The sequence below is a fragment of the Sphingomonas sp. ERG5 genome (genome assembly GCF_000803065.1).
In the GTDB taxonomy this organism is placed as follows: domain Bacteria; phylum Pseudomonadota; class Alphaproteobacteria; order Sphingomonadales; family Sphingomonadaceae; genus Sphingomonas.
In genome coordinates this window covers 1-24,274 of sequence record NZ_JSXI01000022.1, presented here as the reverse complement: position 1 = coordinate 24,274, position 24,274 = coordinate 1, and the positions used below count along the sequence as shown (strand labels likewise).

Sequence of the window (24,274 nt, the reverse complement as noted above, 5' to 3'; positions counted from 1 at the left end):
ATCATCGCCTTTGCTTCGGCGGGCTCAGCCAGGCGTGCGCAGCGCGATCCAGGCCAGCCACAACCATCCAATAATCAGCAGCGCGCCACCAATGGGTGTGACCGCGCCAAGCCAGCGCGGCAGGCCCAGCGCCATAAGATAGAGCGAGACGGCGAAGATCGCGCCGCCAATCAGGAACAGGCTGGCCGGCCCTTTCGCGTCCAGGCGCAGCACGGCAAGCGCGGCCACGGCATGGATCAGCTGATACTGCCCGCCCGTCTTCAGCCACTCCGCCGCGGCACCGGTCGCGCCATGCGCACCGAACGCGCCGGCCCCGACCGCAAGCGCGCCCGACAGCGCCGCGAAGATCATCAATATCTGTGTCATCCACACCCCGCTTGCGCCGCAACGCGTTTGATCTGGTCTCTATCGGAACGTTGCAGCACTGCCAGCCGACCATCGAAGAAGATCAGCGTGGCCCCGCCAAGCGCCTTGTTCGGGTCGCCGATCACCGCGACGATTTCCTTTCCGGCTCCCGTGCGAAAATGGATCGCGATGTCCGCCTCGATTCCCTTGCAATCGCCACGGCGTGGTCGTGCCCGCTTCAACGCGGCGATCGCGGCAACGATCTGTTTGCGCTTTAGCCAGCACGTCTTTTCGGGACGGTCGGCAACGACACCTTCGCTCCGCTTCGCGTAATAATCCCCATCATCATCCCGAACGATGTCGCTGGCCGGCCAGATTTCGGACAAGATCAGCCGAGCGGACTTGATCGTGCGGGAATCGACGTGGCGAAATGCCCTTGCGGCGCCCTCACCGCTCCCAGCCCAGACCGGTCCGGCCAGGCAAGCCGACAAGACTGTCGCCACGATCAGCCCGCCCACTCTCATAGCGCCAAGGTCGATAGCCATGCCGAGGCTTGCGCAATGACCAGCGCCAGCGCCACCGCCAGCGCCGCGACGCTGATCGCCAGCACGGCTCCCGCCAGCATGTCCTTCGCCGCCTTGATCTCGGGATGGATCTCCGGGTGAAGCCGGTCGATCACCGTTTCGACCGCCGAATTGATCAGCTCGAGCGCCAGCACCAGCGCGCTCGTCACCGCGACCAAGGCCCACCAGACCGGCGACGGGCGCAGGATCAGCAGCGCGACGATCGCCAGGGCCGCGAGACAGCCTTGAGTCCGGAAGCTGCGCTCGCGCCGCCATGCCGCCTGCCAGCCCGCCACGGCAAAACCGAGCCGGTCGCGCAGCGGGCGATTCTTCATTTCGCGCCGGACTCGCCGATGCCGCTCCGGGCATCCTGCGTGATGATACGGTCGCGCGCGGCGCGAACGTCGCCGCTTTCATATTGCGCCTTCAATCGTTCCTTGTCGCGAGCGCGGTAGTGGTCCTCAGTCCGGGTGATCTCTTCTTCCTCGATGCCCAGGCTGCGCATCGCCAATCTGGCCATCTTGACCGCGGATTCCATCACTTCGCGCACCACGCCCGCGGTCGGAGCATCCCTCAGCTTGACCAGGGCGCGACGATCATAGGCGCGCACGAAAATCTCCGCCTTGGGGAACGCCTCATGCACCGCCTCGACCAGGTCGGGGCCGATCTGATCATTGTCGATGCAGAACATGATCAGTTCGGCTTCCGCCGCGCCGGCCTGGCGCAGCAGATCCATGCGCGTGCCGTCGCCATAATAGACCTTGGCGCCAAAATTCCCGGCAACGTCGATCATTTCGATATCCATGTCGATCAGCGTCACCGGGATGCCCTGCGCCACCAGCATTTGCCCGACCGTCTGGCCGAACCGCCCATAGCCGACGATCAGCGCATTGGCGCCGTCCGACGTCGGCCCCTCGCGATCCTCCAGGCGAACGGGTTCGGTCCGGATGCGCTGCGTTATGCGCATCAGGAACGGCGTCGTCGCCATCGACAAGGTGACAATCGCGCCGAACAGGCTTGCCGCTTCGGGCGCGATCAGCAGCGCATTCTGCGCCTGCGCGAACAGGACGAACGCGAATTCGCCGCCCTGGCTGAGCAACAGGCCCAGCGCCAATGCCTCGCGCCAGCGCATCTTGAACAACAATCCGATGCTCATGATGATCGCGGCCTTGGTCGCGATCAGCGCGAGCGCCATCCCGGCGACGAACAATGGCCGCTCGGCAATCGCATGCAAGTCGAGCAGCATGCCGATGGTCAGGAAGAACAGGCCGAGCAGGATCGAGCGGAATGGCTCGACATCAGCCTCCAGTTCATGACGATAAGGCGAATCCGCCAGCATCACGCCGGCGACGAACGCACCGAGCGCGGTCGACAGGCCAAGCGATTCCATCACTGCCGCACTGGCGATGACCGTGAACAGTCCGGCAAAGACGAACATCTCACGCTCACCCATATTGCCGATGATGCGGAACAGCGGACGCAACAGGAAACGTCCGGCAAGGATCAGCCCGGCAATCGCGATCAAGGTATAGATGAACAGCAGCCAGCCCGGCGGGCCATTGGCGTCCGCGGGGTTGCGCGACATCACCGCGATGATCGTGATCAACGGCACGATCGACAAATCCTGGAACAGCAGGATCGAAAAGGCGCGCTCGCCGAACGGCGTGCGCATACGTCCGGCCGATTGCAGCATCGGCAGGACCTGAGCGGTCGACGACAAAGCGAGCGGCAAGCCAAGCGCGAGCGTCGCGGCGAATGACGAGCGCGTCGCGACCCATACCACGCCCGAAATAGCGAGGCCGCACAACACGACCTGCAGCGCGCCAAGCCCGAAAATCTCCTGCTTCATCCGCCAGAGCCGCGACGGGTTCAGCTCCAGTCCGACGATGAACAGCAGCAACGTGATGCCGAGTTCGGCAATGCCCATCTTCGATTCGGCCCCGCCGACCAGGCCAAGCAGTTGCGGCCCGACCACCGCACCGGCGACGAGATAGCCGAGCGTGGCGCCGAGGCCGAAGCGCCGGAAGATCAGCACGAAGACCAGGCCGAAGCCGAGCATCATCACGCCGTCGCGAAGCAGGGAGGGGCCGTGCTCCATCAGCGCACCACCCCAAGGTCGGCCTGCGCGGCCGCTTCGGCCGCGGCTTCGAAGGCAAGGCGGATCGAGGCGTGCCGCGCGCTGTGCGGCAAGGCCGGGACGAACAGGTCGAGGCCGGTCCAGTCCGGCAATGGCCCTTCGCCCGCCAGCCATGCGGTCAGCGCATCACGCGCCTCGGCCAGTTGCTCGGGCGTCTTGCCGGCGATGTCCGCCGCGAGCAGCGACGACGATGCCTGGCCCAGGGCGCAGGCCCGGACCAGCATGCCGACTTCGCTGACCCGGCCCCGGGCGTCGAGATTGATATCGACCGTGACCCGGCTGCCGCATACCGGCGAGCGCTTCTCCGACGATCCCATCGGATCGCTCAGCCGCTCCTGATAAGGAATGGTCGCGGCCAGCCGCAGGATTTCGGTATTGTAGAGCGGCGCGTTCATCGCCGCGCTCTCTCGGTCATATTAGCCTCGCTCCCGGTCATGCTGTTGTCCGCCCCGAAGACCGGCTCGCCCTTGCGCCGCCGGTCGACGAAATCGGCGATGCTGGCGCTGGTCTTGTTGAGCAACGGATAAGTGCGGGAATCGGTCAGCCAGAGCGGGCGCCGCGACGGGCCACCGCTCATCGTATCGGTCACCAGCACCACGAGCAGGAAGACCAGGCTGGCCAGGATCAGGCCCTTGATCGCGCCGAAGCCGAAGCCGAGCGCGCGATCGACCGGGCCAAGCACCGAAGTCCGCGTCCGGTTGCCGATCGCATTGGCCACCATGCGGCCGGCAAAATAGGTCACGCCGGAAATGATCGCGAAGGCCAGCACCGCCGCGCCCGACGCCGTGCCGACCATCGGCGAGAGGATCGCGGAGACCGGCATGTGAAAGAGCTTCAGCGCGAACACGATCGCCACCCAGGCGAACAGCGACAGCACTTCAGTCACGAAGCCGCGCATCAGCCCCAGGCCCGCCGAACCGATCACCGCGATCAGCACCAGGATGTCGAGTGCGGTCAGTCCCATCAAAATGCCTTCATGCCCTTGCGCGCGTCCCACCCCCGATCCGTCGCGTCGGGCAAGGTCAGGAAATCCGGCGCAACATCTGCGGCCTGTTTCTCGACGTCGCTCGAAACGAACGGCGGGGTGGTGTCCCGGAGTGACGGAGATAGAGCGCGGAGCCGGTCGGCGCTACCCACGCCCGAGCATATGATCGACGAAAGCGCCGAGCGTCTTGAACCCGGCAAGCTTCAGGCCGCTCTTGTCCTCGGTCATCGCGGCGGGAACCAGCGCGCGTTCGAACCCCAGCTTGCTCGCCTCTTTCAGCCGGAGCGCGCCATGCGCGACCGGCCGGATTTCGCCCGACAGCGCGATCTCGCCAAACGCGACCGCATCCACCGGCACCGGCCGCTCGCTCAGCGCCGAAACCAATGCCGCGGCGACCGCCATATCGGCGGCCGGATCCTGCACGCGATAACCGCCGGCGATGTTGAGATAGACTTCCGACGTCGAAAAGCTCAGCCCACAGCGCGCCTCAAGCACCGCCAGCACCATGGCGAGACGGCCCGAATCCCATCCGACCACGGCCCGGCGCGGCGTCGCGCCCGAGGCGAGGCGCACGACCAGCGCCTGAATCTCGACCAGCACCGGTCGCGTTCCTTCCAACGCCGGGAACACGGTCGTCCCCGTCACGCCTTCGTCACGCTGCGTCAGGAATAGCGCGGAGGGGTTGGATATTTCGGCCAGCCCTTCGGCGACCATCGCAAACACCCCGATCTCGTCCGTGCCGCCGAAGCGATTCTTGATCGCGCGCAGGATGCGATATTGATGGCTGCGCTCACCCTCGAAACTCAACACCGTATCGACCATATGCTCGAGCACGCGCGGCCCGGCGATGCTGCCATCCTTCGTCACATGCCCGACCAGCACCACCGCGGTGCCGCGTTCCTTGGCGAAACGGATCAGTTCCTGCGCCGACGCGCGCACCTGACTGACCGTGCCCGGCGCGCCTTCGATCAGGTCGGAATGCATCGTCTGGATCGAATCGATCACCAGCAGCGCGGGCGGCCGCCCCTGCCCCAACGTCGTCAGGATGTCGCGCGTCGATGTCGCCGCGGCGAGCTGCAGCGGCGCATTGCCAAGCCCGAGCCGGCGCGCGCGCAACCGCACCTGATCCGCCGCTTCCTCACCCGAGACGTAAACCACCGGCAATCCGGCAAGCGCCATCTTTGCCGCCGCCTGCAACAGCAAGGTGGACTTGCCGATTCCCGGGTCGCCGCCGATCAATGTCGCCGACCCTTCGACGAACCCGCCACCCAAGGCGCGGTCCAGTTCGGCGATCCCGCTCGGCATCCGCTCGGGCAAGGCGATCTCGGCATCGAGCCCGACCAGCTGGAACGCCCGCCCGCCCGACTGGAGATTATGCTTGGCCTGGAACGGCGTGACGGTGCCGCCGGCTTCCTCGACCAGCGTGTTCCATTCCGCGCAATCGGCGCATTGCCCGGCCCAGCGATGCGAGACCGAGCCACAGGCCTGACAGACATAGCGCTTCTGAGGTTTTGCCATGCGCGCCTCTTAGCGGAACCGGAACGAGAGGGGAACAGGCAACTTATTCCCCTCCCCAAAAAGGGAAGGGAATAAGAGAGTGCCGCACTATAATTGAGCCAGGCTCAACCCCGCGCCGGAATCGCCAGCCCCTTCTCCACCGCTGGCCGCGCCAGGCCGCGTTCCAGCCACGCCGGCACATTCTTCAACGTGGCAAACTCCACGATCTCGCCGGCCTCGTAAAAGCCGATCAGGTTCCTGACCCAGCCAAGCGTCGCGATATCGGCAATGCTGTACGCGTCACCCATGATCCAATTCCGCCCTTCGAGGCGTTGTTCGAGCACGCCAAGCAACCGCTTCGATTCCGCCGCATAGCGGTCGCGCGGGCGCTTATCCTCAAACTCGCGCCCGGCGAATTTATGGAAGAAGCCGAGCTGCCCGAACATCGGACCCAGCCCGCCCATCTGCCACATCAGCCAGGCGATGGTTTCGTAACGCGTGGCCGGGTCGGCGGAGAGGAATTTGCCGCTCTTCTCGGCGAGATAGATCAGGATCGCGCCGGATTCGAACAGGCCGATCGGTTTGCCGCCCGGACCGTCGGGATCGATGATGGCGGGAATCTTGCCATTGGGGTTGAGCGAGAGGAATTCCGGGGTCCAGCTCTCATTCTTGCCGATGTCGACGAGGTGCGGTTCATAGGGCAACCCTGTCTCCTCCAGCATGATCGATACCTTGACGCCATTGGGCGTCGGCAGGCCGTAAAGCTGGATGCGGTCGGGGTGTTGCGCCGGCCAGCGGGTCGTGATCGGAAAATCGGCAAGATCGGTCATGAAGCTCTCCTTCGCCGGGGAGATAGTCATGCGGCCCCGGCTTCGCTATGGCCCGCCGATCATGCAGGCCACCGACCTCCGCGTCGCCCTCTTCAGCGGCAACTATAATTACACCCGCGACGGCGCCAATCAGGCGCTGAACGTGCTTGTCGGGTATCTGCTGAAACAAGGGATTACAGTCCGCGTCTATTCGCCGACCAGCCGCAAACCAGCCTTTCCCGCGACCGGTGACCTGGTCAGCGTACCGTCGCTGAAATTGCCCGGACGAGCCGAATACAAGATCGCCCGCGGTCTGCCGGCCAGCGTGCATCGTGACCTCGCCGAATTCGCGCCGAATTTGATTCATGTGTCCGCCCCGGAAGTCCTTGGTCATCGTGCGGTGACCTATGCGCGCCAGCACGATATTCCCGCCATCGCCTCGCTGCACACGCGGTTCGAAACCTATGCCCGCTATTATGGCCTCGGTTTCCTTGAACCGGTCATGATCCGCTTGCTCACCCGCTTCTACAATCGTTTCGACCAGGTGGTGACGCCGAGCCAGTCGATGGCATCGCTGATCCGCCAATGGGGGGTGACAACGCCGGTTTCGATCTGGTCGCGCGGGGTGGATCATCAGCGCTTCCGGCCCGGCGCGCGCGACCTGGCATGGCGCCGGTCGCTCGGCATTGCCGATGACGAAGTCGCGATCGGCTTTCTCGGCCGGCTCGTGCTGGAAAAGGGCCTGGATATTTTCGCCGACGTCGTGACGACGCTGCGCGAACGCGGCGTGAAACACCGCGTGCTGGTCATCGGCGACGGCCCGGCACGGGCATGGTTCGCGGAACGCGTGCCCGATGCGGCCTTTGCCGGCTTCCAGCGCGGCGACGACCTTGGTCGCGCGGTGGCGTCGATGGATGTGCTGTTCAATCCCTCGGTGACCGAGACCTTCGGCAATGTCACGCTGGAGGCTATGGCAGTCGGGGTTCCGGTGGTGGCGGCGCGGGCAACTGGCGCCATCGACCTGATCGAGGAGGGCGTGAACGGCTATCTCGTGCCGCCACGCGACGTGAATGCCTATGCCGACGCGATCGCGCGGCTGGTCCAGAATGACGAGGCCCGCCGCGCTGCGGGCGCGACGGGCCATGCCAAGGCGGCGGCCTATGAGTGGGACGCGATCAACCAGACGATGATCGATACCTATCTCGAGGTCATGGCACGCCGGGGACTTTAACGCCGCGTGCGGCGGGTGAGATTATCGCCAGTCGAACGCCAGCGGCGCCTCGCGAAACGCGAAGCGGTCGAGATGGCGCGCAACCGCATCCTTCAAGCCGTTGAGCTGTGCGGGCGAACTTGCATCGATCCGCACCTCCAGCGCCTCGGCGCCGGCATCGAACGTCACCAGCCCGTCGCCGGGCCAGTCGGCGCCGCGCGCGTTCTTCGGGAACACCACGGTGCCATGCTCAGGGGTGAACGCCACCTCCAGATTATGCTGCCAATGCTTGCACAATTGCTGGAGGTAGCGGCTCCCGTTCGCGGTCGGAACCGCAGCGACAGCCGCTACCGCGCTCATTTCAGCCGCTCGATCTTCTGCGCGACCTCGTCGAGCAATGCCGCGATCTCATGTTGCGTATCGCCCTCGATATCCTCGCGCATCAGCCGATGCTGCAGAACCGAGCGAAGATTGTGCATCGCGCGGCGTACCGGGGCGACGTCAGTCCGCTCACGCTGTGCGCCGACTTCGGCGAGCCGCGCGAACAGGGCGTCGACCTGTTCCCGGTTTTCCGTGAGATGCGCGGTCCCGGCTTCGGTCACCGCGAACAGCTTCTTGGCGCCCTCGGCGACCTGTTCCTCGATCAAACCCATGTCGGACAACAGGGTGATGGTCGGATAGACCACGCCCGGGCTGGGTGCATAAGCGCCACCGGTCAGTTCCTCGATCTCGCGGATCAGGTCATAGCCGTGACGCGGCTGATCGGCGATCAGCTTGAGCAGTACGAGCCTGAGCTCGCCGCCATCGAACATCCGTCCGCGGCCCCGGCCTCGACCACCGCGACCTTCATCGCTGACTTCCCAGCGGACCTCGAACGGACCCCAGCGGCGCGAACCGCCGCGCGGACCCATGTGATGGCCGCCCATACGGCCATGGCAGCCGCCTCTTTGTGTATTGAACATCATATACCTCTCATATGTCATGATGGCGCTAAGATATATCTTGAAACAGTTTAGACAATAGGGAGGGCGAAAAAATTTCGCCGCTTGAGACTCGCATCTCACTTCCTCGCTTCCCCGGCGAAGGCCGGGGTCCAGTTGGGACGGCCGAAGTAACGGAGCACAACGCCGGTTCCCTTCTGCATCGCGACTGGGCCCCGGCCTTCGCCGGGGAAGAGGCCCAGTGTCGAACGGGGTGGTTAGCGCGCGCGTACGCTCCTATCTTGGCGCACATGGCCGACCTGTTCGCGACGTTTGATCCCCCTGCCCGCGAAACGATCGCGGAAAATGCGCCGCTCGCCGACCGGCTGCGCCCGCGCACGCTCGGAGATGTCGTCGGGCAGGAACATATCACCGGTCCAGAAGGCGCGATCGGGCGGATGGTCGCGGCCGGCCGCCTGTCATCGATGATCCTGTGGGGGCCGCCGGGCACCGGCAAGACGACGATCGCGCGACTGCTTGCCGATGCGGTCGATTTACGCTTCGTCGCGATCAGCGCCGTGTTTTCGGGCGTGGCCGATCTCAAAAAGGCTTTTGCCGAGGCGCGCGAGCACGCGAAGATCGGCAAACGCACCTTGTTGTTCGTGGACGAAATCCATCGCTTCAACCGCGCGCAGCAGGATGGTTTTCTGCCTTATGTCGAGGATGGCACCGTCACTCTGGTCGGGGCAACGACCGAAAACCCGTCCTTCGAACTCAACGCCGCGGTGCTCAGCCGTGCGCAAGTGCTGATCCTCCGCCGTCTCGATGCGGCGGCGCTGGGCAAGCTGCTCGACCGCGCGGAACAGGTCGAGGACCGCCCCCTGCCCCTCACGCCCCCGGCCCGCGAGGCGATGATCGCCAGCGCCGATGGCGACGGCCGTTTCCTGCTCAATCAGGCGGAGACATTATTCTCGGTCGAGTTGCCCGAACCGCTCGATCCGGCCGGGCTGTCCGCGTTCCTGCAGCGCCGCGTTGCGGTCTATGACAAGGATCGCGAAGGGCATTACAACCTGATCTCCGCACTGCATAAATCGCTGCGTGGGTCGGACCCGCAAGCGTCGCTCTATTATCTCGCGCGCATGCTGACCGCCGGCGAGGAGCCACTCTACGTCCTGCGCCGCATCACCCGCTTCGCCAGCGAAGATATCGGGCTCGCCGATCCCAATGCGCTGGTGCAGTGCCTCGCCGCCAAGGACGCCTATGATTTCCTCGGCAGCCCGGAAGGCGAGCTCGCCATAGCCCAGGCGTGCCTTTATTGCGCCACCGCACCCAAATCGAACGCCGCCTATGTGGCGCAAAAGGCGGCGTGGCGCAGTGCGAAGGAGACCGGCTCGCTGATGCCGCCGCAGAATATCCTCAACGCGCCGACCAGGCTGATGAAGGATATCGGCTACGGCAAGGGCTACGCCTATGACCATGACACCGAGGGCGGCTTTTCGGGCGCGAATTACTGGCCCGAGGAAATGAGCCCGCAGACCTTTTACGAACCGACCGATCGCGGCATGGAAAAGCGCATTGCCGAGCGCATGGCGTGGTGGCGGGAGATGAAGGACAACGGACCCAGGGAGGGCGAACGATGAGCCTCGACTGGGAAAGCGTCACCGCCTTCGCGCTCGGCCTGCCCGATACCGAAATGTCGACCAGCTATGGCAGTCCGGCGGTCAAGATCGTCTCCAACGGGCGCGCCTTCATCCATACCGGCCGCGAGGCGGACTCCTTCGTGCTGGCGATCGATCAGGATACCAAGGAGGTGCTGATCGAGACCGATCCAGACACTTTCTGGCAAACGCCGCATTATCATGGCTGGCCCGGCCTGCTGGTGCGCTACGACAGCAGCGACCCCGAGCGGGTCCATGCGATGATCGAACGTGCGCGCGACTGGGCCGCTGCAAGGCCCAAGGTGAAGCCGCGCCCCAGGGCAAAATCAAACAGGGCGAAACAATGAGCTTTGGCTGGGACGACGCGGTTGCCTTTGCGGTGTCGCTTCCCGGTGTCGCGATGGGCGCCGGCGCGAAGGGATCGACCTCGCCACAAATTCGCGGACAACAGCTTGTCTCGCAAGGTCGTGCGCCCGACAGCTTCGTGCTGCGCGCCACGCGCGGGGAAATCGAGGTATTGAAGGAAACCGATCCCGACTGTTTCTGGCAGACGCCGCAATATGAAGGCTGGCCGACGGTATTGGTGCGAGCCGACGCGGCCGATCCGGACCGGCTGAAAACGCTGATCGAACGCGCCTGGTGGGATCGCGCCACGAAAGCGCAACGGGCGGAGCGTGGTGGCGATCGCCCCTGATCATTTCACCCGTTTCGTCGCGATCGACTGGTCGGGCGCCAAAGGCAGCAGCCATCCGGGTATCGCACTGGCGCTGTGCGAGACGGGCGATACCGCGCCGGTCATCGTCGATCCGCCAGGCAAGGCCTGGTCGCGCACCGAAATTCTCGACTGGCTTCGCGCCCGCGCCGACGCACCGCTACTGGTCGGGTTCGACTTCAGCTTCTCGCCGCCCTTTCTCGAGCGCGGCGCTTATCTGCCCGGCGAATCCGTCACCACCAATCCACGCGATTTCTGGGCCTATGTCGACGCCCAGAGCCCCGATGCCGACCTTGGCGCCGCATCGTTCCTCGAAACCCGTCGCGGCACGCATTTCTATCTCGGCGCGGCCGATGGAACCAAGGCGGACTTCATGCACCTCCGCCGCGTCGAGGCGCATCACAAGGCCAATGGCGGCGGCAAACCGACCACCGTGTACGATGCGATCGGCGCGGCGCAGGTCGCCAAGGCAAGCTTTGCTGGAATGCGATTGCTGCATCATCTGGGCGCGGCGATTCCCGTCTGGCCGCTCGATCCCGTTCCGGCAACGGGCGCGTGCATCGTCGAGATCTACACCGCGATCGCCGCTCGCGCCTCGGGACTTCGCAAGGGCCTGAGCAAGCTGCGCGACGCGTCCGCACTCGATACGGCTCTGGCGGCAACCGGATCGAAGCCGCACGTCCCGCTCGCCCGCTATACCGACCACGCAACCGACGCGATCCTCACCGCCGCCTGGCTCCGCGCCAATGTGCATCGCGACGCGCTGTGGCGACCAATTGCGATGACTCGCGAAATTGCGCGCACAGAGGGCTGGACCTTCGGCGTGTCCTGACGCATTTAGCGCCGAACACGACAAGTCGGGGGCCAAGCCTCCGGGGTAGGCCGGTTTAGCTCAGTTGGTAGAGCGCCAGTTTTGTAAACTGGATGTCGCGGGTTCGATTCCTGCAACCGGCACCATTCCCGATTCAAAGTCTGAACCCCGGGACGCAAGCCGCCAGCCCTTCGCTTGCGATGATTCTTGCGCGTTTGGCGGCCATCCATACCATCGCTCCGCCCGGGCCGCCTGTCGGTTTCGGGCAGGATGAAACCTAATCCGCCGTGCTCCCCTGGATCAGCCGAAGCCAGTTGCCATGGGCGAAGTCGGGCTTGTCGACATCGTCCAGCCCACATTCCGCCAGGAACCGCCGCGCATCGCCGCCCGGGCGATACTGGTAAGGAAAGTCCGTCGAGAAGAGCAGCCGATCAGCCCCGACGATGGCGGCGGCTTGCGCCAGATAGCCGGGCAGGAACATGCCGCTGGCGGTCACATAAAGGTTGCGGCGCAAATAGGTCGCGACTGGATGCTTCAGCCCCGACACCCGGTCCATGGCCGCGAGGCGTTCGGCATAGAACAGCACGACTTCGCCCCAGTGGCCCAGGATCACCTGCAGGTCCGGCAAGCGATCGAATGTGCCGGCAAGCAAGAGGCGGAGGAACTGAATGCCGGCGTCATAGTGCCAGCCAAGGCCGTACATGGCGAACGCGGCATCCACCTCGGGCGCAAAGCCGGAATAATAAACGGACCGCACCGCGCTGGCGGGTGTGCGGGGGTGAAGCAGGACCGGCACCTTGAGTGCCTCCGCATTGCTGAAGATGGGGAAGAAGTCCGCATGATCGAGGTTTCGATCGCCGACCCGGCCGGACAGCATCGCTCCCTTGAAGCCGAGCGTCCGGACGCAGCGCTCCAGCTCCAGCGCCGCCTCATCGGGCATGGCGACCGGCAGCGTGGCCAGCGCCTGGAGCCGGTGGGGCCATCGAACAATGGCTTCGGCCACGGCATCATTGGCGCGGCGCGCCAGGTCAACGCTTTCCGGCCCGAGATCATGCAGCGCGGGCGTGGTCAACGACAGGACCTGAACATCAAGGCCCGTCTCGTCCATGAGGGCGATCCGTTCACCGGTGAGATCAAGCAGGCGCCGCTCTATCTCGGCCGAATGAACCCCGGCGCTGGGATCCGTTGCGGCCAGCCCCATCGCATCCCACGCGCAGCGCACGTCCGCCGTCAGATAATGCTCCTCGATGCCGATCAGCTTCATGCCGTGTACCTTTCGCCAATTCCTTTTTCGGATGTGGGCGTGAGTCCAGAAATGCGCCAGACGCGCGGCATGCAAAGCATGATTGCGTCCAACGCTATATGTCGGGTGACGACCATGCTATTGTTACGCATGCCTCCCATCGATCTGAATCTGCTCCCGGCACTCGACATCCTGCTCACCGAACGCAGCGTGACGATTGCCGCCAGACGCCTCGGCCTTAGCGTTTCCGCGACAAGCCGGACGCTGACGCGACTTCGATCGGCAACAGGTGACCCGCTGCTGGTCCAGGCTGGGCGTTCACTTGTGCCGACGCCCTATGCGGAACAATTGGCCGGGCGCGTTCACATGCTCGCCCGGGAAGCGCGCGAGGTACTTGCGCCGGTTACGGATCATATGGACCCGGCTTTACTGGAGCGGACGTTCACGATCCGCGCCAATGAAGGGTTCGTGGCGCTGTTTGCCGCAGCGCTGGTCGCGGCAATTACCAAGGCGGCGCCACATGTCCGCCTTCGCTTCGCCCCCAAGCCCGATAAGGAGGTGGCGCCGTTGCGCGACGGCAGGATCGACCTGGAGATCGGCACAACGGGCACGTCCGCACCCGAGATGCGCAGTCAGCTTCTCTTCCGCGACCACTTCATCGGTGCGGCACGCCTGCGCCATCCTTTGCTTGAACATCCGGTGACGCCGCAGCTTTATGCCGCGTGCGGGCACGTCGTCACATCGCGTCGGGGCGCATCGACAGGTCCGGTGGACGACGCCCTTCGCGAAATGGGCTTGCGGCGTGAGATCGTCGTGATCGTGCCAAGCTTCCCGGACGCCCTGGACATCGCACGTCGCTCGGACCTGATCGCGCTCGTGCCACGCACCTGCCTTCGCGACGGGGAGATGACGGCGCGGGGTCTTCAGGGGTTTGACTTGCCCGTGGCGACGCCGGAATTGGCGATCAGCGCGATGTGGCATCCGCGGCTGGATGCCGATCCGGCACATCGCTGGCTACGCCAAACGCTCATGGCAATCTGCCGGAAAGAAGCCCGGACATAGGTCACCGGTCAAATCGCGACCCGGGGCGGCGATTGATAACCAGAGCAAGCACTTCATATTAACTATCTGATATATAATCGATAATATCGACACACCCCGAAGCGTCGGTGGAAAGGAATATGTTACATTGCGGTGTAACATATCTCCCCGCTCGCCCTCACGACATGGTCGCCAATGGCGATTCAATCGTCACGCAAGATCGGGCATGTCAATCGCACTCGATGCTCTGATGATCGCGGGTCATCCGTTCCGAAAGCAGACCTTGCGTGTGATCTGCAAGAGTGAGACACTGGAAAGGAAGCGCCGTAGAGGTGATGCGATGCGGAAGAACCCTAAAGCTCGTTTCCTGCCGATTGTCGTGCTGTCTGCAATCATGCCGGCCATATTATTGCCTGCGCTGCGGACCCTCCAGGTTCCGGACTATATACTCGGCGCTACCACGGGTATTTTCATCGGGCTGGCGATTGTGGGACTCGTCTGGATGGTCAAAGGCAACAACAACCCTCATTCGATTGACAGCTGAGCTTCACCTGACCGGCAAGGCAGGCGCGGTGGTCGGCACGTTCAACGACGGCTATGCGCATATGCTTTCCGATAACCGGACCGAGAGCGAACCAATTCTTCCGGCCTTTCGCGCTGACCGAAGCGGAAAACAGCTGTGATTTTCCTGCGATTGGGCTGGCGACTCGGTTAATGAACAAGGGTATCCCCACGCAGCGCAGTTGAACGCAGCGCTCACGCCAGGCCGAAAACTTTCCCATCGCGCCGTAACCCGGCTCGCATGCACCATCCCGATCGCTATTCCGCTTTCCCGAAAGCGCGACCGCTTGATTTAGGCGGTCAACCGGGGAAAGAGGGGCGGCAGCACCCGGTTCCGGTTTCGTCCGACCGGGGCACCATTTTCGAAGGGCGGCGTTACCCACGCGCATGATCAAGGTCGCCAGCTATAATATGCGCAAAGGGGTGGGCACCGACCGCCGCCGCAGCCCCGAACGCATTCTGGATGTGCTGCGCGAAATCGATGCCGATGTGGTTGCGCTGCAGGAATGCGACCGTCGTTTCGGCGGCAAGGCCGCGGTGATCGGCACGCATCTGCTCGAGGAACATAGTCCGTGGAAAGCGGTCCCGTTCGGCATTCGCGCGGTGAGCATGGGCTGGCATGGCAATGGCTTGCTGGTGCGCAAGGAGGCGCTGGTGATGGATTGCGAGGCGATTCACTTGCCCACGCTCGAACCGCGCGGGGCAGTGATGGCGGATGTGCGGGTCGATGGCGCGCCGATTCGGCTCGTCGGGATGCATCTCGACCTGTCAGGCCTGTGGCGTCGGCGTCAGGCGCATGCCATCCTGACCCATGTCGACTCCTGCGTCACGAAACGACCGACGATCATGATGGGCGATCTCAACGACTGGAGTGCCGGGTCGGGCTGCCTGCGCGATTTCGCGCACCACTTCACCTTTGCCGCGACCGGGCCGAGCTTCCATGCCCGCCGCCCGGTCGGCCGGCTCGATAAGATCATGGTGTCGCGCGACCTGCGCATCGTCGATTGCGGCGTCCATCACAGCGCATCGGCGCGCAAGGCCTCGGATCATCTGCCGATCTGGGCCGTGATCGAGCCCGCCTGATGCGCGAGAAGGAACTCCGCCTTGCCCTGATCTGCTATGGCGGCATCAGCCTTGCGGTGTACATGCACGGCATCTCCAAGGAGATCTGGCGGCTCGCCCGCGCCAGCCGTTCATTCCTTGACGGCCGGGCCCCCGCCAGTGGCAGCGAGGGCATCTATCGCGCCCTGCTGCAGGAAATCGAGGACGAAACCGGGATTCGCCTGCGCGTGCTGGTCGACATCATCGCCGGCGCCAGTGCGGGCGGTCTCAACGGCGTGTTCCTCGCCCAGGCGATCACCACCGGACAAAGCCTCGAGCCACTGACTCAGCTCTGGCTCGATTCCGCCGATGTCGAGGCGCTGATCGCGGAGGATGCCGCACCGGCATCGAAGTTGACCAAGGTCTGGGCGCTGCCGATCGCCTGGATGGCGGGGCGGCGCAGCGGCGACAAGATCGACGAAACAGTCGAGGCCGGCGCGCGCGACGAAGTTCGCGCGAAATTGTCGCACTTCATCCGCTCGCGCTGGTTCGCCCCACCCTTTGGCGGCGAGCGGTTCACCAATCTGATCCTCGATGCGCTCGACGCGATGGAAAAAGGCCCCAAGGGCGACCGCTTGCTGCCGATCGGCCAGCCGCTCGACTTGTTCGTCACCGTCACCGATTTCCGCGGCCATCCCGAACGCCTGAGTCTCAATTCACCAGCCGAGGTGATGGAGACCGAGCATCGTCTGATCGTGAACTTCACCGATCACGGCATCGCCGGCGAAACCCTCGCGCACCCGGCCGAGCTCGCCTTTGCCGGCCGTGCCACATCGAGCTTTCCCGGCGCCTTTCCGCCCTTCACGGTCAAGGAAATGGACCGCGTCCTCAAGAAACGCGGCGTCGACTGGCCCAGCCGCAAGGAATTCCTCAAGCGCATCCTGCCGCGCCAGGCGGCGATCGGCGCGGAGGAGCAGGCTGTGCTGATCGATGGATCGGTCCTCGCCAACGCCCCGTTCAAACCTGCGATCGACGCGTTGCGCGAACGCCCCGCGCGGCGCCAGATCGACCGCCGCTTCGTCTATATCGACCCCTCGCCCGGCATGAAGCTCAACCTTGGCGCCAAGGCGCAGGCCGCGCCCAGTTTTTTCCAGACCATTCTCGGGGCGGTTTCGGAATTGCCCCGCCAGCAACCGATCCGCGACAATCTCGAAGCGATCGAGGGCCGCTCGCGCCGGATCGAACGCATGCGCATGATCGTCGAGGCGATCCGTCCTGAAGTCGAGGCACAGGTCGAATCGCTGTTCGACTACACGCTCTTCCTCGATTCGCCGACGCCGTCACGCCTCGGCGCTTGGCGGCGGCGCGCTCAGGCTGCCGCTGCAAGCAAGGCCGGTTACGGCTATGTCGCTTATGGCCATCTCAAGATCACCGGCGTGGTCGAGGCGATCACCGACATGCTTTACCATGTCGGCAGTGAGCCCGGACCGCAGCGCTGGGCGACGATCCGCGAGCATATCGCCACCGCCGTGCGCGAACGCGGATTCGACGACATGACGCCATCGTTCAGCGACGGCGCAAGCAAGACGACGATCGATTTCCTGCGCACCTATGATCTTGGCTTCCGCATCCGCCGGTTGCGCCTGATGGCACGCCGCCTGACCGCGCTCGAAGAAGAGAATGCCGAGGCCGACATCGGGCAATTGCGCGAGGCGATCTATATTTCGCTGTCGGCCTATCTCGACGTCAAGCGCACCGAACGTCATGTCGCGCTGCGCCGCGACGTGCGGCAATTGCGCGGCGATGCCGGCCCGTTGCTCGACAAGCTCGCCGCGTCGCTCGATCTCAAGACGCTCGACGAGGAGACCGAACAGCGGCTGGCCGATGCGTTTGCCGGCCTGCAGCGCGAAGTGAAGCGGCCAATGTTGCTGACCTATCTCGGTTTCCCCTATTTCGATGTCGCGACCCTGCCGCTGCTGCAAGGCGAAGGGCTGGACGAGTTCGACCCGGTCAAGGTCGATCGCATTGCGCCCGACGACGCCAAATCGATCCGCGGCGGCGGAGCGGAGGCCACGCTGAAGGGCATCCAGTTCAATGCGTTCGGTGCCTTTTTCAGCCGCGCTTACCGCGAGAACGACTATCTCTGGGGCCGCCTCCACGGCGCCGAGCGCGTGATCGATATCGTCGTTTCTTCGCTGCCCGAGGCAAATCGTCTCAAACCGGGCCGCATCGCCGCGATCAAGCGCGCCACCTTCCATGCCATCCTCGACGAGGAAGCACCCAAACTGACCGCGATCCCGGCGCTGATCGAGACTTTGCGCCGCGAAGTCGGCTGACACTGGTCAAGAGCCGATGCCCGCGTTAGCGTGGGCATATGCAATTCCTGAAAATCCTCTTCTGGTGCCTGCTCGCCTTCATCGCGGCGCTGTTCACGATCGGAAACTGGACGACGGTGTCGCTCAAGCTGTGGGGCGGTCTGGTTGCCGAAGTGAATTTACCGCTGCTGTTGTTCGTCACTTTCCTGATCGGCTTCGTGCCGGCCATGGCCTATTACCGCACCATACTCTGGCGCCTGCGCAACCGGCTTTCGACCTCGCAGCGCGCGATGACCGACCTGCGCGACGCGACCGCCGCGCCGCCCCCGCCAGCCCTTACCCCCGATCCGGAGCCGCCATTGCCAGCACCCTCGGTACCGCCTGCCGCCGTTCCCACCGCCGTCCCGCCGGGTGTCGCATGAGCAACCGCATCTTCGCCGCGCTCGACACGCCAGACATGGCGAAGGCTCATGCTCTCGCCACGCGGATCCGCCACCATGTCGGCGGCATCAAGCTCGGCCTGGAGTTCTTCATGGCCAATGGCCGCGCCGGCGTGCGCGAAATGGCCGAACTCGATCTGCCGATCTTTCTCGATCTGAAATTCCATGACATCCCCAATACCGTGGCCAAGGCGATCATGGCGCTGCGCCCGCTCGAACCCGCGATTCTCACCGTCCACGCCGCCGGCGGCCGCGCGATGCTCGAGGATGCCAAGGCAGCCGCGCCAACCGGGACCAAGGTTGTCGCGGTGACCACATTGACCAGCCTCGACGGCGCCGACCTGACATCGATCGGCTGTGTCGGCGACCCGCATGAACAGGTGCTGCGCCTGACCGAACTCGCCATGTCGGCGGGTGTCGACGGCGTGGTCTGCTCGGGTGCCGAAGTTGCCGCGGCCAAGGCGCTCTGGCCCAAGGGCTTCTTCGTCGTTCCCGGGGTGCGCCCGGCCAATGGCAGCATCGGCGATCAGAAACGCGTCGTCACGCCGCGCGAGGCGATCGATGCCGGCGCCTCGATCCTGGTGGTCGGACGGCCAATCACTCAAGCCGAAGACCCCGACCAGGCAGCGCGCGATATTGGCGCGACGCTCTGACTGCTGTTCTCGCGCCGGCACGGATCTCGCTTCTTTTTCTTCTATACCGCCAACCTCAAGCGCTATTCCCGCCTTTGCGCGGGAGGCGGTAAAGAGCAACCATGCCCATCACCGCCAAAATCTGCGGCCTGTCGACGCCCGAAACTCTCGACGCTGCCATCAAGGGCGGCGCGAGCCATGTCGGCTTCGTGTTCTTCCCGCCCTCACCGCGCCATTTGTCGCGTGAGCGCGCCGCCCAGCTTGCCGCACGCGTGCCCGACCATGTCACGCGAGTCGGCGTGTTCGTCGACCCGGATAATGCGCTGGTCGAATCCGCGATCGACGCCGGCCGGCTCGACACGCTGCAACTCCACAAGACCAGCCCGACCCGCGTCGCCGCGATCAAGGCGCGCACCGGGCTCGAACTATGGGCTGCGGTCGCGGTGAAGACTCGTGCCGATCTGGACGTCGCGCCAAGCTATACGGCCGCGGCGGATCGCATCCTGTACGATGCCAGGACGCCGGACGGCGCGGCACTGCCCGGCGGGATGGGTGTGCGCTTCGACTGGGCGTTGCTTGAAGGATTCAGGCACCCGATGCCCTGGGCGCTATCCGGCGGTCTCGACCCCGACAATGTCGCCGAAGCGATCCGCCGCACGCGAGCGACGCTGGTCGATGTCTCGTCCGGCGTGGAAAGCGCGCCCGGCGTCAAGGATGAGACGAAGATCGCCGCCTTCCTGAAGGCGGTCGCTGCGCTCTAACGCGCTCGACACGACCGGAGAGGGTGGTAAAGCGCGCGACGATGAACGCTTCTCATACTCCCATGCCCAACTCGTTCAGGGCTCAGCCCGACGAACGCGGCCATTTCGGTGACTTTGGCGGCCGCTATGTCGCGGAAACGCTGATGCCGCTCGTGCTCGATCTCGACAAGGCGTACCGCGCGGCCAAGGCTGACCCGGCCTTTGCGGCACAGTTCGACGACCTGCTCGAACATTATGTCGGCCGGCCGAGTCCGCTCTATCACGCCGAACGCCTGACCGAGGCGCTGCGCGAGGCCGCGCCCGACGGCAAAGGCGCGCAGATCTGGTTCAAGCGCGACGAGTTGAATCACACCGGCGCGCACAAGATCAATAATTGTGTCGGGCAGATCCTGCTGGCGATGCGCATGGGCAAGACCCGGATCATCGCGGAGACCGGCGCCGGCCAGCACGGCGTCGCCACCGCCACCGTCTGCGCCCGCTTCGGCCTGCCCTGCGTCATTTATATGGGCGCGAAGGACGTCGAGCGTCAGGCGCCGAATGTGTTCCGCATGAAGCTGCTCGGCGCCGAAGTCCGCCCGGTGAAGAGCGGCGCACATACGCTCAAGGATGCGATGAACGAGGCGATGCGCGACTGGGTCGCGAACGTCCACGACACGTTCTACATCATTGGCACCGCTGCCGGCCCACATCCCTATCCCGAGCTGGTGCGCGATTTCCAGAGCGTGATCGGCCGCGAGGCGCGCGAACAGATGCTCAAGCGGATCAACCGCTTGCCCGACCTGCTGGTCGCGGCGATCGGCGGCGGATCCAATGCGATCGGCCTGTTCCACCCGTTCCTCGACGATGCCGAGGTCAAGATGCTCGGCGTCGAAGCGGCCGGGCATGGCCTCGACAAGGAGCATGCCGCATCGCTCGCCGGCGGCGCACCGGGCATCCTGCACGGCAACAAGACCTATCTGCTGCAGGATGAGGACGGCCAGATCACCGAGGCGCATTCGATCTCGGCCGGTCTCGACTATCCCGGCATCGGCCCGGAACATAGCTGGCTGCACTCGATCGGCCGCGTGGAATATACCAGCGCGACCGACGTCGAGGCGCTCGACGCATTCCAGTTGCTGTGCCGGACCGAAGGTATCATCCCGGCGCTCGAACCGTCCCATGCCATTGCCACCGTCGCGAAACGCGCGCGCGAAATGGATCGCGACCAGATCATCCTGGCGAACCTGTGCGGACGTGGCGACAAGGACATCTTCACCGTCGCCGAAGCGCTGGGAGTGTCGATGTGAAGCGCACACTTGCTCTAATAGGCTTTTGGCTTGCTGCTCTGACTTTAGCTGTGACGGCAGTCAGGGTCATCGCAGCGATGACAAACTTGTCTCCGGACAATCGTTCCTATTTGATAGCGGGGGTCAGCGCTGCGCTCGCCTTCTTCGGACCTAGGCTTTTTGCCCGAATTTGGCCAAAGCCGATGCTGGGGTGGGCCGAATGACCCGCCTCTCAACTGCCTTCGCCAAGGGCCATCCCGCCCTGATCACCTTCGTTACTGCCGGCGACCCGACGCCGGCCGCCACGGGCGCGATCCTCGACGCGCTGGTCGCGGGCGGTGCGGACGTGATCGAGCTCGGCATGCCGTTCACCGACCCGATGGCCGATGGCCCGGCGATTCAGGCCGCGAATCTGCGCAGCCTGGGTGCCGGCACCAGGACCGCCGATATCCTCGCCATCGCCAAGGCGTTTCGCACACGCCATCCGGAAACGCCGCTGGTGCTGATGGGCTATGCCAATCCGATGACCATCCGCGGCGCCGACTGGTTCGCTGCCGCGGCAAAGGATGCGGGCGTCGATGGCGTGATCTGCGTCGATATTCCGCCCGAGGAGGATGAGGAATTGGGCCCGGCGCTACGCGCCGCCGGGATCGATCCGATCCGCCTTGCCACCCCCACCACCGACGTGGCGCGCTTGCCGACCGTGCTCGATGGCGCAAGCGGTTTTCTCTATTACGTCTCGGTCGCCGGCATCACCGGCCTGCAACAGGCAGCACAGGTGTCGATCGACGAAGCGGTCGCCCGGCTGAAGGCCTCGACCGACCTGCCCGTCGCGGTCGGCTTCGGCATCCGCACGCCCGAACAGGCCGCCGCCATCGCGAAAGTGGCGGACGGCGTCGTGGTCGGTTCGGCGATCGTCGATCTCATTGCGCAACATGGCGAGGCTGCACCCGGCCCGGTTCGCGCCTATATAGAAAGTCTGTCGACGGCGATCCGCGCCGCACGGAAGGAACTCATATGAGCTGGCTGACCAACGTCCGCAACGCGCTCTCGTTCGTCGTCCCGGCCAAGAAGGACACGCCCGACAATCTCTGGCACAAGTGCAAGGGATGCGGGACGATGACGTTCGTCAAGGAACTGGAGGAGAATCTCCATGTCTGCCCGCATTGCGACCATCATGATCGCATCGGGCCGATCACGCGCTTTTCCTATGTCTTCGATGAGGGCAGCTATACCATCATCCCGCTGCCCAAGGTGCAGGATGATCCGCTGAAGTTCCGCGACACCAAGCGTTATGTCGATCGTATCAAGGCAGCGCGCGTGGCGACCTCCGAGGGCGATGCGCTGATCAACGCGCGCGGTACGATCCGTGGTCACAAGGCGGTGGTCGGGGTGCAGGACTTCGCCTTCATGGGCGGGTCGATGGGCCTGGCGGTCGGCGAGGCGTTCGTGCGCGGCGTCGAGAACGCGATCGAGGATAATTGCCCCTATATCATCTTCACCGCCGCCGGTGGCGCGCGCATGCAGGAGGGTATTCTCAGCCTGATGCAGATGCCGCGCGCGACGGTCGCGATCGCGATGCTCCACGATGCCGGCCTGCCGTACATCGTCGTGCTGACCGACCCGACCACCGGGGGCGTCACCGCCAGCTATGCGATGCTCGGCGACATCCAGATCGCCGAGCCCGGTGCGCTGATCGGATTCGCCGGACAGCGCGTGATCGAGCAGACGATCCGGGAAAAATTGCCCGAAGGGTTCCAGCGTGCCGAATATCTGCTCGAGCATGGGATGCTCGACATGGTGAAGCACCGCAAGGATCTGCGCGAAACGCTTGCCGGCGTGATCGACTATCTCTGTGTGAAAAAGGCCGCCTAGCCTTCGACCCAATCTTGTCACTGCCGGAGGGGAATTGATGCCCGACCACGCGATCTCCGCCTCTCCGGCGGTGCAGACCCAGCTCGACCGCCTTTGGTCGCTTTCCCCCGGGGCCGACATTCTCGGCCTTGGCCGCATTACCGAGTTGCTCGCGCGCGTCGGCAATCCTCAGGACCGGTTGCCGCCGGTGTTCCATGTCGCCGGCACCAACGGCAAGGGGTCGACCTGCGCGTTTCTGCGCGCGACGATCGAGGCGGCCGGGCTGACCGCTCATGTCTATACCAGCCCGCATCTCGTCCGCTTCAATGAACGCATTCGTATTGCCGGACGCCTGATCGATGACGATGCGCTTGCCGCTTTGTTGAGCGAAGTGCTCGACCATGCCGACGGCATCGGTGCGAGCTTCTTCGAAGTCACCACCGCCGCCGCCTTTCTGGCCTTTTCACGCACACCCGCCCATGCCTGCATCATCGAGGTCGGGTTGGGCGGGCGGCTCGACGCGACCAATGTCATCGCCACCCCCGTCGCGACCGGCATTGCGCAACTCGGCGTCGATCATCAATCCTTTCTCGGCAACACCGCCGAGGAGATTGCCGGCGAGAAAGCGGGCATCGCCAAGGCTGGCGTGCCGCTCGTCACCATGCGCTATCCGACCTCGATCGCGGAGCGCGTCGCAAGCGTCGCGCGTGCAGCCGGCGCGCCAGTATCGCCCGCCGGCGGAACCTGGCGGTTCAGCGTCGCTGGCCCGCATTTTACCTATCAGGACGAAGCCGGCCGGATCGAGACGCCGCTCCCCGCGCTGACCGGACCACATCAACCAGAAAACCTGGCCCTTGCCATCGCGATGCTGCGCCATCAGCGCGCGTTGCCGATCCCGTCCGAAGCGTATCGGGACGCAGCGGGTGCAGCGCGCTGGCCCGCGCGCATGCAACGCCTGGGCCAGGGGCCGCTGACAGCGCTGTTGCCGCACGGCAGCCAGCTCTGGCTCGACGGGGGTCATAATCCGGCGGCGGGTATCGCCGTCGCAGCGGCGCTTCGCGAGATCGTCGGGACCGGACCGGGCATCCAGCTTGTTCTCGGCATGCTCGCCAATAAGGACCCGGAAGGACTGCTCGCCCCGATCCGGGAGTTCATTGCGTCGCTCTACGCAGTGCCTGTGCCCGATCACGAGTGCCACGCGCCGCAAGAGCTTGCCGCCCTCGCGCGCGGCATGAACATTCCCGCCTTTGTCGCGTCAGGTCCTGTTGCCGCACTGACCGCGATCGCCGGCGAATCCGAGGGTCCGCGTACCGTCCTAATCCTCGGCTCGCTTTACCTTTCCGGTGAAGTGCTCGCCGCAAACGATGAAGCACCGGATTAGCTCTTATTGCTATTGACTTGCAATAACGGACACGCGACGATCATCGGGTTCTCAACGGAGTCGTCCAATGACCCCCGCCCCGATGTCGACCCC

28 protein-coding genes and 1 tRNA gene are annotated in these 24,274 nt (G+C 64.7%); 17 read left to right on the top strand and 12 right to left on the bottom strand.

All coding sequences use genetic code 11. The features are described 5' to 3' along the window. Positions 1–24: 24 nt before the first annotated feature. The 9 genes from OO12_RS08295 to OO12_RS08260 form a co-directional block, all read right to left on the bottom strand. Positions 25–366, bottom strand: coding sequence for a DUF423 domain-containing protein (locus OO12_RS08295; RefSeq protein ID WP_034158215.1), 342 nt, complete (start codon positions 364–366; stop codon positions 25–27). Then, positions 363–890, bottom strand: a complete 528-nt coding sequence (locus tag OO12_RS08290) for a hypothetical protein (protein ID WP_152616322.1) — start codon at positions 888–890, stop codon at positions 363–365. The genes OO12_RS08295 and OO12_RS08290 overlap by 4 nt, the downstream gene beginning before the upstream one ends. Next, complete coding sequence (locus OO12_RS08285) at positions 866–1,243, bottom strand: diacylglycerol kinase (protein WP_034158213.1); 378 nt, start codon at positions 1,241–1,243, stop codon at positions 866–868. The genes OO12_RS08290 and OO12_RS08285 overlap by 25 nt, the downstream gene beginning before the upstream one ends. Further along, positions 1,240–3,006, bottom strand: coding sequence for a cation:proton antiporter domain-containing protein (locus tag OO12_RS08280; RefSeq protein WP_034158212.1), 1,767 nt, complete (start codon positions 3,004–3,006; stop codon positions 1,240–1,242). Before OO12_RS08280 ends, OO12_RS08285 begins: the two co-directional genes overlap by 4 nt. Beyond that, complete coding sequence (locus OO12_RS08275) at positions 3,006–3,440, bottom strand: iron-sulfur cluster assembly scaffold protein (protein ID WP_034158211.1); 435 nt, start codon at positions 3,438–3,440, stop codon at positions 3,006–3,008. Before OO12_RS08275 ends, OO12_RS08280 begins: the two co-directional genes overlap by 1 nt. Continuing rightward, positions 3,437–4,009, bottom strand: coding sequence for a CvpA family protein (locus tag OO12_RS08270; protein WP_034158210.1), 573 nt, complete (start codon positions 4,007–4,009; stop codon positions 3,437–3,439). Before OO12_RS08270 ends, OO12_RS08275 begins: the two co-directional genes overlap by 4 nt. Then, entirely contained in the window at positions 4,009–4,182 is a 174-nt protein-coding gene (locus OO12_RS28485; RefSeq protein WP_160296763.1) for a hypothetical protein, read from the bottom strand. Before OO12_RS28485 ends, OO12_RS08270 begins: the two co-directional genes overlap by 1 nt. After that, a complete protein-coding gene (radA, locus tag OO12_RS08265; RefSeq protein WP_034158209.1) occupies positions 4,175–5,548 on the bottom strand; it encodes a DNA repair protein RadA in 1,374 nt (457 codons plus the stop codon). The genes OO12_RS28485 and radA overlap by 8 nt, the downstream gene beginning before the upstream one ends. A 104-nt stretch (positions 5,549–5,652) precedes the next feature. Further along, positions 5,653–6,357, bottom strand: a complete 705-nt coding sequence (locus tag OO12_RS08260) for a glutathione S-transferase N-terminal domain-containing protein (RefSeq protein WP_034158208.1) — start codon at positions 6,355–6,357, stop codon at positions 5,653–5,655. Positions 6,358–6,418: 61 nt separating this feature from the next. Between OO12_RS08260 and OO12_RS08255 the strand changes: the two genes are divergently transcribed. Beyond that, positions 6,419–7,567 carry a glycosyltransferase family 4 protein gene (locus OO12_RS08255; protein WP_034158244.1) on the top strand — a complete coding sequence of 383 codons (1,149 nt, stop codon included), beginning with the start codon at positions 6,419–6,421 and terminating at the stop codon, positions 7,565–7,567. Between the two features lie 21 nt (positions 7,568–7,588). Here the strand turns inward: OO12_RS08255 and OO12_RS08250 are convergent, their stop codons facing one another. After that, the gene (locus OO12_RS08250; RefSeq protein ID WP_034158207.1) at positions 7,589–7,906 is read right to left on the bottom strand and encodes a DUF2218 domain-containing protein; all 318 of its coding nucleotides are present in this window, start codon (positions 7,904–7,906) and stop codon (positions 7,589–7,591) included. Then, positions 7,903–8,508 (bottom strand): PadR family transcriptional regulator, encoded by a 606-nt coding sequence (locus OO12_RS08245; RefSeq protein ID WP_052215674.1) that lies wholly within the window; start codon positions 8,506–8,508, stop codon positions 7,903–7,905. Before OO12_RS08245 ends, OO12_RS08250 begins: the two co-directional genes overlap by 4 nt. Before the next feature lie 269 nt (positions 8,509–8,777). Between OO12_RS08245 and OO12_RS08240 the strand changes: the two genes are divergently transcribed. The 5 genes from OO12_RS08240 (at position 8,778) to OO12_RS08220 (ending at position 11,793) form a co-directional block, all read left to right on the top strand. Further along, positions 8,778–10,106 (top strand): replication-associated recombination protein A, encoded by a 1,329-nt coding sequence (locus OO12_RS08240; RefSeq protein WP_034158205.1) that lies wholly within the window; start codon positions 8,778–8,780, stop codon positions 10,104–10,106. After that, positions 10,103–10,471: an MmcQ/YjbR family DNA-binding protein gene (locus tag OO12_RS08235; RefSeq protein WP_034158204.1), complete on the top strand. Its 369-nt coding sequence runs from the start codon at positions 10,103–10,105 to the stop codon at positions 10,469–10,471. Before OO12_RS08240 ends, OO12_RS08235 begins: the two co-directional genes overlap by 4 nt. After that, entirely contained in the window at positions 10,468–10,818 is a 351-nt protein-coding gene (locus OO12_RS08230) for a hypothetical protein (RefSeq protein ID WP_034158203.1), read from the top strand. The genes OO12_RS08235 and OO12_RS08230 overlap by 4 nt, the downstream gene beginning before the upstream one ends. Beyond that, the gene (locus OO12_RS08225) at positions 10,808–11,668 is read left to right on the top strand and encodes a hypothetical protein (RefSeq protein WP_034158243.1); all 861 of its coding nucleotides are present in this window, start codon (positions 10,808–10,810) and stop codon (positions 11,666–11,668) included. Before OO12_RS08230 ends, OO12_RS08225 begins: the two co-directional genes overlap by 11 nt. A gap of 49 nt (positions 11,669–11,717) precedes the next feature. Then, positions 11,718–11,793: transfer RNA gene (locus OO12_RS08220), tRNA-Thr, on the top strand. A gap of 131 nt (positions 11,794–11,924) precedes the next feature. Here OO12_RS08220 and OO12_RS08215 read toward each other — a convergent pair. Further along, positions 11,925–12,911 (bottom strand): amidohydrolase family protein, encoded by a 987-nt coding sequence (locus OO12_RS08215; RefSeq protein WP_034158202.1) that lies wholly within the window; start codon positions 12,909–12,911, stop codon positions 11,925–11,927. Here OO12_RS08215 and OO12_RS08210 point away from each other — a divergent pair. The 11 genes from OO12_RS08210 (at position 12,885) to OO12_RS08160 (ending at position 24,181) form a co-directional block, all read left to right on the top strand. Next, the gene (locus OO12_RS08210) at positions 12,885–13,952 is read left to right on the top strand and encodes a LysR family transcriptional regulator (protein ID WP_235364714.1); all 1,068 of its coding nucleotides are present in this window, start codon (positions 12,885–12,887) and stop codon (positions 13,950–13,952) included. The two genes, OO12_RS08215 and OO12_RS08210, sit on opposite strands and share 27 nt — an antisense overlap. Positions 13,953–14,157: 205 nt before the next feature. Continuing rightward, complete coding sequence (locus OO12_RS08205; RefSeq protein ID WP_034158200.1) at positions 14,158–14,475, top strand: hypothetical protein; 318 nt, start codon at positions 14,158–14,160, stop codon at positions 14,473–14,475. Positions 14,476–14,879: 404 nt separating this feature from the next. After that, positions 14,880–15,575, top strand: a complete 696-nt coding sequence (locus tag OO12_RS08200; RefSeq protein WP_034158199.1) for an endonuclease/exonuclease/phosphatase family protein — start codon at positions 14,880–14,882, stop codon at positions 15,573–15,575. Beyond that, positions 15,575–17,869: a patatin-like protein gene (locus tag OO12_RS08195; RefSeq protein WP_034158198.1), complete on the top strand. Its 2,295-nt coding sequence runs from the start codon at positions 15,575–15,577 to the stop codon at positions 17,867–17,869. The genes OO12_RS08200 and OO12_RS08195 overlap by 1 nt, the downstream gene beginning before the upstream one ends. Before the next feature lie 38 nt (positions 17,870–17,907). Further along, positions 17,908–18,270 (top strand): lipopolysaccharide assembly protein LapA domain-containing protein, encoded by a 363-nt coding sequence (locus OO12_RS08190; protein WP_034158197.1) that lies wholly within the window; start codon positions 17,908–17,910, stop codon positions 18,268–18,270. Continuing rightward, a complete protein-coding gene (pyrF, locus tag OO12_RS08185) occupies positions 18,267–18,941 on the top strand; it encodes an orotidine-5'-phosphate decarboxylase (RefSeq protein ID WP_034158196.1) in 675 nt (224 codons plus the stop codon). The genes OO12_RS08190 and pyrF overlap by 4 nt, the downstream gene beginning before the upstream one ends. 101 nt (positions 18,942–19,042) lie before the next feature. Then, entirely contained in the window at positions 19,043–19,681 is a 639-nt protein-coding gene (locus tag OO12_RS08180) for a phosphoribosylanthranilate isomerase (RefSeq protein WP_034158195.1), read from the top strand. A 62-nt stretch (positions 19,682–19,743) separates the two neighbouring features. Next, positions 19,744–20,967, top strand: coding sequence for a tryptophan synthase subunit beta (trpB, locus tag OO12_RS08175; RefSeq protein ID WP_443024557.1), 1,224 nt, complete (start codon positions 19,744–19,746; stop codon positions 20,965–20,967). Positions 20,968–21,166: 199 nt separating this feature from the next. Then, the gene (gene trpA, locus OO12_RS08170; RefSeq protein ID WP_034158193.1) at positions 21,167–21,967 is read left to right on the top strand and encodes a tryptophan synthase subunit alpha; all 801 of its coding nucleotides are present in this window, start codon (positions 21,167–21,169) and stop codon (positions 21,965–21,967) included. Further along, on the top strand, positions 21,964–22,821 hold the full coding sequence (gene accD, locus OO12_RS08165; protein WP_034158192.1) for an acetyl-CoA carboxylase, carboxyltransferase subunit beta: 858 nt from the start codon (positions 21,964–21,966) through the stop codon (positions 22,819–22,821). The genes trpA and accD overlap by 4 nt, the downstream gene beginning before the upstream one ends. Positions 22,822–22,858: 37 nt before the next feature. Then, positions 22,859–24,181, top strand: a complete 1,323-nt coding sequence (locus OO12_RS08160) for a bifunctional folylpolyglutamate synthase/dihydrofolate synthase (protein ID WP_034158191.1) — start codon at positions 22,859–22,861, stop codon at positions 24,179–24,181. The last annotated feature ends 93 nt before the right edge of the window (positions 24,182–24,274 follow it).